4 protein-coding genes, 1 tRNA gene, 1 other RNA gene and 2 pseudogenes are annotated in these 7365 nt (G+C 68.1%); 5 read left to right on the top strand and 3 right to left on the bottom strand.

The window, feature by feature from the left end:
• Positions 1 to 258: 258 nt before the first annotated feature.
• Both AB0B63_RS32375 and AB0B63_RS32370 read right to left on the bottom strand, forming a co-directional pair.
• The gene (locus tag AB0B63_RS32375) at positions 259 to 1923 is read right to left on the bottom strand and encodes an AAA family ATPase (RefSeq protein WP_357025831.1); all 1665 of its coding nucleotides are present in this window, start codon (positions 1921 to 1923) and stop codon (positions 259 to 261) included.
• 371 nt (positions 1924 to 2294) lie between these two features.
• Positions 2295 to 2464 (bottom strand): annotated as a pseudogene (locus AB0B63_RS32370) (IS110 family transposase); the annotation flags it as partial.
• Between the two features lie 166 nt (positions 2465 to 2630).
• On the opposite strand from AB0B63_RS32370, the pseudogene AB0B63_RS32365 reads away from it, so the two are divergent.
• Positions 2631 to 2978: pseudogene (locus AB0B63_RS32365) on the top strand (tyrosine-type recombinase/integrase); the annotation flags it as partial.
• A gap of 76 nt (positions 2979 to 3054) precedes the next feature.
• Here the strand turns inward: AB0B63_RS32365 and AB0B63_RS32360 are convergent.
• Positions 3055 to 3139: transfer RNA gene (locus tag AB0B63_RS32360), tRNA-Ser, on the bottom strand.
• A gap of 82 nt (positions 3140 to 3221) precedes the next feature.
• Between AB0B63_RS32360 and ffs the strand changes: the two genes are divergently transcribed.
• The 4 genes from ffs (at position 3222) to recR (ending at position 7106) form a co-directional block, all read left to right on the top strand.
• Positions 3222 to 3311: signal recognition particle sRNA small type (gene ffs, locus AB0B63_RS32355), an RNA gene on the top strand.
• Between the two features lie 107 nt (positions 3312 to 3418).
• The gene (locus tag AB0B63_RS32350; protein WP_357025828.1) at positions 3419 to 6088 is read left to right on the top strand and encodes a DNA polymerase III subunit gamma and tau; all 2670 of its coding nucleotides are present in this window, start codon (positions 3419 to 3421) and stop codon (positions 6086 to 6088) included.
• Between the two features lie 108 nt (positions 6089 to 6196).
• Entirely contained in the window at positions 6197 to 6505 is a 309-nt protein-coding gene (locus tag AB0B63_RS32345) for a YbaB/EbfC family nucleoid-associated protein (RefSeq protein ID WP_244253610.1), read from the top strand.
• A 7-nt stretch (positions 6506 to 6512) separates the two neighbouring features.
• Entirely contained in the window at positions 6513 to 7106 is a 594-nt protein-coding gene (recR, locus tag AB0B63_RS32340; RefSeq protein ID WP_208570826.1) for a recombination mediator RecR, read from the top strand.
• Positions 7107 to 7365: the final 259 nt, after the last annotated feature.

Below are 7365 nucleotides of genomic sequence, written 5' to 3'. Positions count from 1 at the left end.
ACCACCTCCCACCACGAGTGCTGGGAGACAGCCTGCCCGATCCATCCTCAGAACCGACGCATTACCCGACCAACGTTCAAAGACGAGGCACTAGCTCCGGCCATCCCAGGCCCGGGCCCTCGTCGGAGGTGGTCCAACCGGAACCCTGTTACTACCGTCAGTTGGTAGAGCTGAGATTCTGCGCTCCCTTGCACACAGACTCGCTGCTTTGCCGGCCGCCAGGCATCATCACATGGGGCGATCCGGTCGGCTGATGCCCTAATCCGCGATCGGACCGCTCCGGGTGTCTGTTGGCACCTCGCTCAACTGCTCGGCCGGAACGGACCGAAGTTGCGCGGTTGCTTGCTGCGGATAGCTGCGTTGAGCCTCAGCCTCTTTAGGAGATACGACTGCGGGATACGAAGGAATTCGACCAAGGGAGACGACAGTTTCTTCGATCTCACGCAGTCTTTGGACAACCTCATGAGCGGATTCACTGAATGCTTCTTTTGCTCGATCTTCGTCTTCGCCAATCCAGGTTAGTACCCTGTGTAACAATATGCGTTTCGCCTCTCGGCGGCGCTGTTTGTCTGCTGTCGACAGGGCTTGCTCGGACTCGGCCTTGAATGGCTCCGGATAGTAACGCTCGAAATCGGTATTTTTGAGGTTGACGAATCGATCGCTGTGCCATGTTGGAAACTTGGCTTTAAGGTCCCGAATTACTCGTACGCCAGACTCGTCTCCGTCCGCGATAACCCACGCGCGACCACGGTACATAGGTTCCAGGTGCGCAAAGAGAAATAGTTCGAAGAAATCCTGCACGATTGGCCGGAGGCGGGAGGTGCCACTTGCGGCCAAGGTTCTCAAGCGGACCAGCCGGGGCGCGAACCACGGAATGAGGAATTCGCGCGCCAATCGCTCGGCGCTCGACTCCTCAAATATCAGCCATCCCTCACCAAGTTCGAGGTCGGCTAGCTCGTATCCAAGGTCCTGCATTATCGAAATCCTGCCTGAAGGGGAATCGATGACCTCGAAGGAGGTAGTCGGCGGAGTCCTGCCGTCGCTCGTCGTGTGGATAACCACAGAATCAAGCGCCGAGCCGAGCCTAGTTAGAACGACACTGCTGTGGGTTGTGATAATGAATTGGTTATCGTTCGAGGCTTGAAGTATGATATCCAGTAATGCCTTCAGTGCTTGCGGATGCAAGTCGTTTTCCGGCTCTTCAATTAGGAATAGCTTGTTTCGGCTTGTGCTTAGGCTGAGAATCAAGTTGAGCGCGCTCGTAATTCCTGCCCCCATGGCACTCAACGGTATATCGGTGAACCTGTCGATTTGGATGCCTACACTTTGCTGGCCGTGCTCAGTGGTGAAGACGTTAAGCCTGACGCCGAGAACGTCATTGCATGCCTGGCGAAAAGTCTGCGCTTCGGGAATATCTGAAGTGGCAAGTGCCATAACTCGGGAGACCAGATTTGAGTCGGTCGGAACCACGGTTATTGCCGCTTCTCGCCTGACCTGCTCCTCGTAATGCTGTTGGCGCCGGGTGGCAAGGACCGGATAGATTGCATTGCGTGGCTCGATGTTTGATGCGCGATTCACCGTGAATTTCGCGTTATTTCGGTAAACCACTCCCTGGACAACTTCACTGCCTCTCAAGGTCAGGGTATCGCCGACCGGAACTCGGCTAGTTCGGCGAGTCTTGGACCCCTCCTCGATGAACGTGTGCCAAGAACCTAGTTCTAGTTCAACGTCGAATAACTGGGAGCCGATTCGTACGTCCCGAGCGCTCGTCGGTGCGCCATCCTGTGCGAGATAGATGGCGCGCACTAAAGCTGACTTTCCTGCGTTGTTGCGACCAACGAGTAACGTGATTGGGCCGAGCGGAATGCGTCCAGAACTAGCTATTGAGCGGAAGTTTCGGACAGATACTGACGTGAATAGCATAACCTAGCCTTTTCGTGCCGTTCGAATGAAGGTCTCCGTTCCGGGTTTCTATTCAACCCTCACCGGTGACCTTTCGCTAGTGCCGACACTGCACTACGTCTTCCATCCCGATGCTTCTCCTGAGGTCAAGGGGTCAGGGCGGCGAAGCCCGCGCCGAGGGCGGTGTAGACGTCCCAGACGATCCAGAACAGCGGCGCTGAGCTTGGCCTGCTCGGCCCGGAGCGCTTCCAGGGAGCGGCGACCGCCCTCCGAATCTGGTTGATCGCGGCCTTGCGGGCCTAGACCGCGCACTGGCAGGCGACCGTCGGGCGCGGACCGGACCGATACGGGGTCTTCGGGGCGACCCATGGCGGTGCCGGCGAGGGTGGCTCTATGGCGTCGATTGGGTCGGACTTGCCCTTGATTCGTCGGTCAGGACGGTCCGCTTCCACAACGTTGATGTTCTCGCCGGTCAGGTGGCGGGCCAGCCCAGCACATAGCTACCGGTTCTCTCAATGCCCACCGCGACCAGGCGGCCGACGAAGCGCATCCAGTGGAGCAGATCCGAGCAATCGCTCCTGTTCGCGGGGAACGCGGCGCCAGCCAGAAGTCCGCGCATGCTGTCGATGACCGCACCGTGGTGGGTGTCGACACCACCAACCGCTGTTCACTTCTTCGCTGCCATACTGGTGAGGTCCACCCTTCGTGGTAGCCCAGCTCTGGCGCGAGAGGGCTGGGTGTTCGCCTCGCCGACCGGCGAGGCGATCCACCAGGCAACGGACTACGACGAATGGAAACGGCTACTCACGCTCGCCGGAGTGCGGGACGGCCGGCTACACGACGCCCGCCACACCGCCGCCACCGCGCTCCTGGTACTCGGCGTCTCCGGCCGCGCCGTGATGGGCATCATGGGCTGGTCGAACTCGGCCATGGCCGTCCGCTACCAGCACATGACCGACCAGGTACGTCGGGACATCGCGCAGCAACTCGGCGGACTGCTCTGGGGCGACCCGCCGACCGGGCCGGGGGAGAGGATCACCAAGCCGCCACCTGACCAGCCGGAACAGGGCAACTGAGACGAGAGCGACGGTAGAGACGGTTCAGGGCCGGTCCCCGTGGGGCCGGCCCTGACATTGGTGCTGCTCAGGCGAGCGGAGGATACGAGATTCGAACTCGTGAGGGTTTTATCCCAACACGCTTTCCAAGCGTGCGCCCTAGGCCTCTAGGCGAATCCTCCGCGAGCCAGGATACAGGTCTCCGCGGGCCGGGCCACCCCACCACCCCCCGAAGATCCACGAGGGGTCGGGTAGGGTGGGCGTTACCTCCCGTGCGGCGGTATCTCGTGAACCTCCCCAGGGCCGGAAGGCAGCAAGGATAAGCGAGCTCTGCCGGGTGCACGGGAGGCCTTTTTGTCTCCGCCCACCGGTACCGTACCTGCGGGTCGGGTCCCGGGGTGGTGGGTGGTCACCCGCGCCCGACCGGCGCAGAATGGCTCGGTCGAGAGGAGGCGGGGCGAGTGACGCTGGCGCTCTACCGCAAGTACCGGCCGCGCACCTTCGCCGAGGTCATCGGCCAGGAGCACGTCACCGAGCCGTTGTCGCAGGCGCTGCGCAGCGGGCGGCTCAACCACGCCTACCTGTTCTCCGGTCCCCGGGGCTGCGGCAAGACCTCCAGCGCCCGGATCCTGGCCCGTTCGCTCAACTGCGAGCAGGGTCCGACCCCGGAGCCGTGTGGGCAGTGTGCCTCGTGCCGGTCGCTGGCCGTCGACGGCTCCGGCTCGATCGACGTCATCGAGATCGACGCGGCCAGCCACGGTGGTGTCGACGACGCCCGTGAGCTGCGGGAGAAGGCGTTCTTCGCGCCGGCCCAGAGCCGCTTCAAGATCTATGTCATCGACGAGGCGCACATGGTCTCGTCGGCCGGCTTCAACGCCCTGCTCAAGCTGGTCGAGGAGCCCCCGGAGTACGTCAAGTTCATCTTCGCCACGACCGAGCCGGAGAAGGTCCTCGGCACGATCAAGTCGCGGACCCACCACTACCCGTTCCGGCTGATCCCGCCGAAGGTGCTCCGGCCGTACCTGGAGCAGCTCACCCAGGCCGAGGGCGTCACGGTCGACCCGGCGGTCTTCCCGCTGGTGGTGCGCGCCGGTGGTGGCAGCGCCCGGGACAGCCTCTCCGTGCTCGACCAGCTCATCGCGGGCGCCGGCCCGGAGGGGGTCACCTATCCCCGGGCCGCCGCGCTGCTCGGCGTCACCGACGCCGCGTTGATCGACGAGATGTGCGACGCGTTGGCCGCCGGGGACGGCGCGGCGGCGTACGCCACCGTCGACCGGGTGGCCGAAGCCGGGCACGATTCGCGCCGGTTCGCCTCCGACCTGCTCGAACGACTGCGCGACCTGATCGTGCTCCAGCAGGTGCCGGACGCCGCCGGCAAGGGCCTGATCGACGGCCCGGCCGACCAGATCGAACGGATGGCCGCCCAGGCCCAGCGGCTCGGCCCGGCGACCCTGTCCCGGTGCGCCGACATCGTGCACAACGGTCTGGTCGACATGCGCGGCACCACCGCGCCCCGGCTGCTGCTGGAGCTGATCTGCGCCCGGATGCTGCTCCCCGGCGTCGACGACGCCACCGGCGCCCTGCTCCAGCGCCTCGAACGGATGGAGCGCCGGCTCACCCTGGGTGGCGGGGAGCTGCCGCCGGCCCCCGCCGGCTCCGCATCCCCCACCCCCACTCCTGCGGTACGCCAGGAGCCTCCCGCCCCGGGCGCGGCTGCCGCCGCGTCCGACCCGCAGACCGCCGGCCCGGCGGCTGCCGATGCGCTGTCCGGGGCGGCTGCCGCCCGCGCCGCTGCCGCGTCGGCCGCTTCCCGGCCCAGCGGGCCCACCCCGCCCGCCCCCACCGGCCCGCCCCGGGACGACTCCGTCCCCACTGTCGGCGGGCCCGCGACTGACGGCTCCATCCCGACGGCCGGTGGTCCGGGCGTCGGTGACCCCGACCCGGCGGCCCGTCGGGTGCCGCCCTCGGCCGTCATGCCCGACCCGGCCACCCCCGAGCCGCCTCGTCCGGGTGCTGCGACACCCGGTGCCCTCGACGCCGTCGCGGTACGCCGGGTGTGGCCGGACGTGGTCGGCAAGGTCGGCCGGAAGAGCAAAAAGGTGGCCGCCTGGGCGCGGGAGGCCACCGTCCGGGAGGTCGACGGGCAGTCCCTCCTGCTCACGTTCCGGTACCCGTTCCACGCCCAGGCTCTCTCCGCCGAGCCGGACCTCCTCCTCGAAGCGCTGTACGAGGAGTTCGGCGGTCGGTGGCAGATCCGCTGCGAGGTGGCCGGTGAACGGGGTGGCGCGTCGTCCGGCGCTCCGTCCCGCCCTGCTGCCGCCCCGCCCCGACCGGCACCCGCCCCACCCACGGCACCGGCCGGGCCGGTCAGCGGCGCTTCGTCCGGCCCGTCCGGCGGCAACCCGTCCGGCCCGTCCGGCGGCAACCCGGCCGGGTCCACCGGCCCGTCCGGCCCTAGCGCACCGGGCGGTTCGCCTGGCCTTACCGCCCGAAACGGTGCGGCTGGCGGCGGCGGTGCGGCACGGTCACCGGGTGGGCCGCCCGACCAGGTGGGCAGGGCGGGCAGCGCAGCCACCCCGGCCGACGCGGTCGGTGGGGGCGACGACGAGGGCTGGCCCGAACCGGCCCGCCCCGGCGGGTCCGCCAGCGCCGCATCCGACGAGTGGCCCGAACCGGCCCGCCCCGGTGGGGCGACGGCGACCGCGACGGCAGCCGCCCCGGCGGTGCCCGCTGCGCCCGCCGTACCCAGACCGGCCGGTCCGCCGCCGACACCGCAGCCGGCGACGGCCGGGGCCACCGGTGCGCCGGTGAGCAGCGCGATCGCGGCGGCGCGGGCGGCTGCGGCGGGTAAGGGACCTCGGGCCGTCCCGGCGGGACGCAGGACCGCCGACGCGGAGTGGGCGGGCGAGCCGCCGTACGACCCGGACTACGACGGTCCGGTCCGTGCCGGTGGGGCACCGGCGGGCGCGACCCGGGCCACTCCCGCCTACGAGGGGTTCGACCCGGGTGACGAACCGCTGGACGAGGTGATCGACGAGCGGACCGCCCGGCAGTCGAGTGAGGAGCAGGCGGTGCAGTTGCTCCGTGAGGCGTTCGGTGCCGAGAAGATCGACGAGGTGGACGCGCGCTGACGCGCCGTTCCCCGGACCGGACCACCGGTCGCCCCCGACTAGGCTGGGCGCGGCCGAGCAGACGAGTGCGAGAAGGAGCCATCCGTGCGCCCAGGTGGACAGCCGAACATGCAGCAGATGCTGAAGCAGGCGCAGAAGATGCAGCAGCAGATCGCCAAAGCGCAGGCCGAGTTGGCCGAGGCCGAGGTGACCGGCACCGCCGGTGGTGGGCTGGTCACCGCGACCGTCTCCGGCTCCGGTGAGGTCAAGGGCATCAGGATCGACCCGAAGGCGGTCGACCCGGAGGACGTCGAGACCCTGGAGGACCTGGTCGTCGCGGCCCTGCACAACGCCGCCGAGGCGGCCAAGGAGCTGACCGACCAGAAGATGGGTCCGGTGGCCGGCGGCATGGGCGGCCTCGGCCTGCCCGGATTCTGACCCGCCGATGTACGAGGGTGCCATCCAGGACCTGATCGACGAGTTGGGGCGGCTGCCGGGCGTCGGCCCGAAGAGCGCCCAGCGGATCGCGTTCCACGTCCTGTCGGCGGACCCGGCCGACGTCACCCGGCTGGCCGGGGCGTTGCGCAAGGTCAAGGACCTGGTCCGGTTCTGTACCACCTGCTTCAACGTCGCCGAGTCGGAGCAGTGCCGCATCTGCCGCGACCCGCGCCGCACCGACGAGGTGATCTGCGTGGTCGAGGAACCGAAGGACGTGGTGGCGATCGAGCGGACCGGTGAGTTCCGGGGCCGCTACCACGTGCTCGGCGGGGCGATCAATCCGCTGGAGGGGATCGGCCCGGACAACCTGCGGATCCGTGAGCTGATGACCCGGCTCAGCGCGGGGACGATCCGTGAGCTGATCCTCGCCACCGACCCGAACACCGAGGGTGAGGCGACCGCGACGTACCTGGCGCTGATGGTCAAGCCGATGGGGATCGCGGTCACCCGCCTCGCCAGCGGCCTGCCGGTCGGCGGCGACCTGGAGTACGCCGACGAGATCACCCTGGGCCGGGCCTTCGAGGGCCGTCGCGCGGTCTGACGCTCCGTGCCGAGGCGGTTCGTGGTCCCCAGGGCAGGCACCACGGCGACACGGTGGACATGCCGATGGCCGGCACCCCGGGCGGGGTGCCGGCCATCGTTGTCGTGCGGGTCAGCTGCGGGTCAGCTGTTCCAGTGGTGGGCGACGAGGTCGGCGGCCTGGGTCTCCCACTGGGCGTAGTGGTCGGGGTACGCCGACACCTGGACGGTCTGGGCGGCCTTGGTCAGGGGCATGTCGTGCCAGCCGTCGACCTGCTTGA

The sequence above is a fragment of the Micromonospora sp. NPDC049081 genome (genome assembly GCF_040648835.1).
Lineage (GTDB): Bacteria > Actinomycetota > Actinomycetes > Mycobacteriales > Micromonosporaceae > Micromonospora > Micromonospora antibiotica.
The sequence above is the reverse complement of the archived record's forward strand: the minus strand, read 5'-3'. Positions and strand labels throughout refer to the sequence as shown.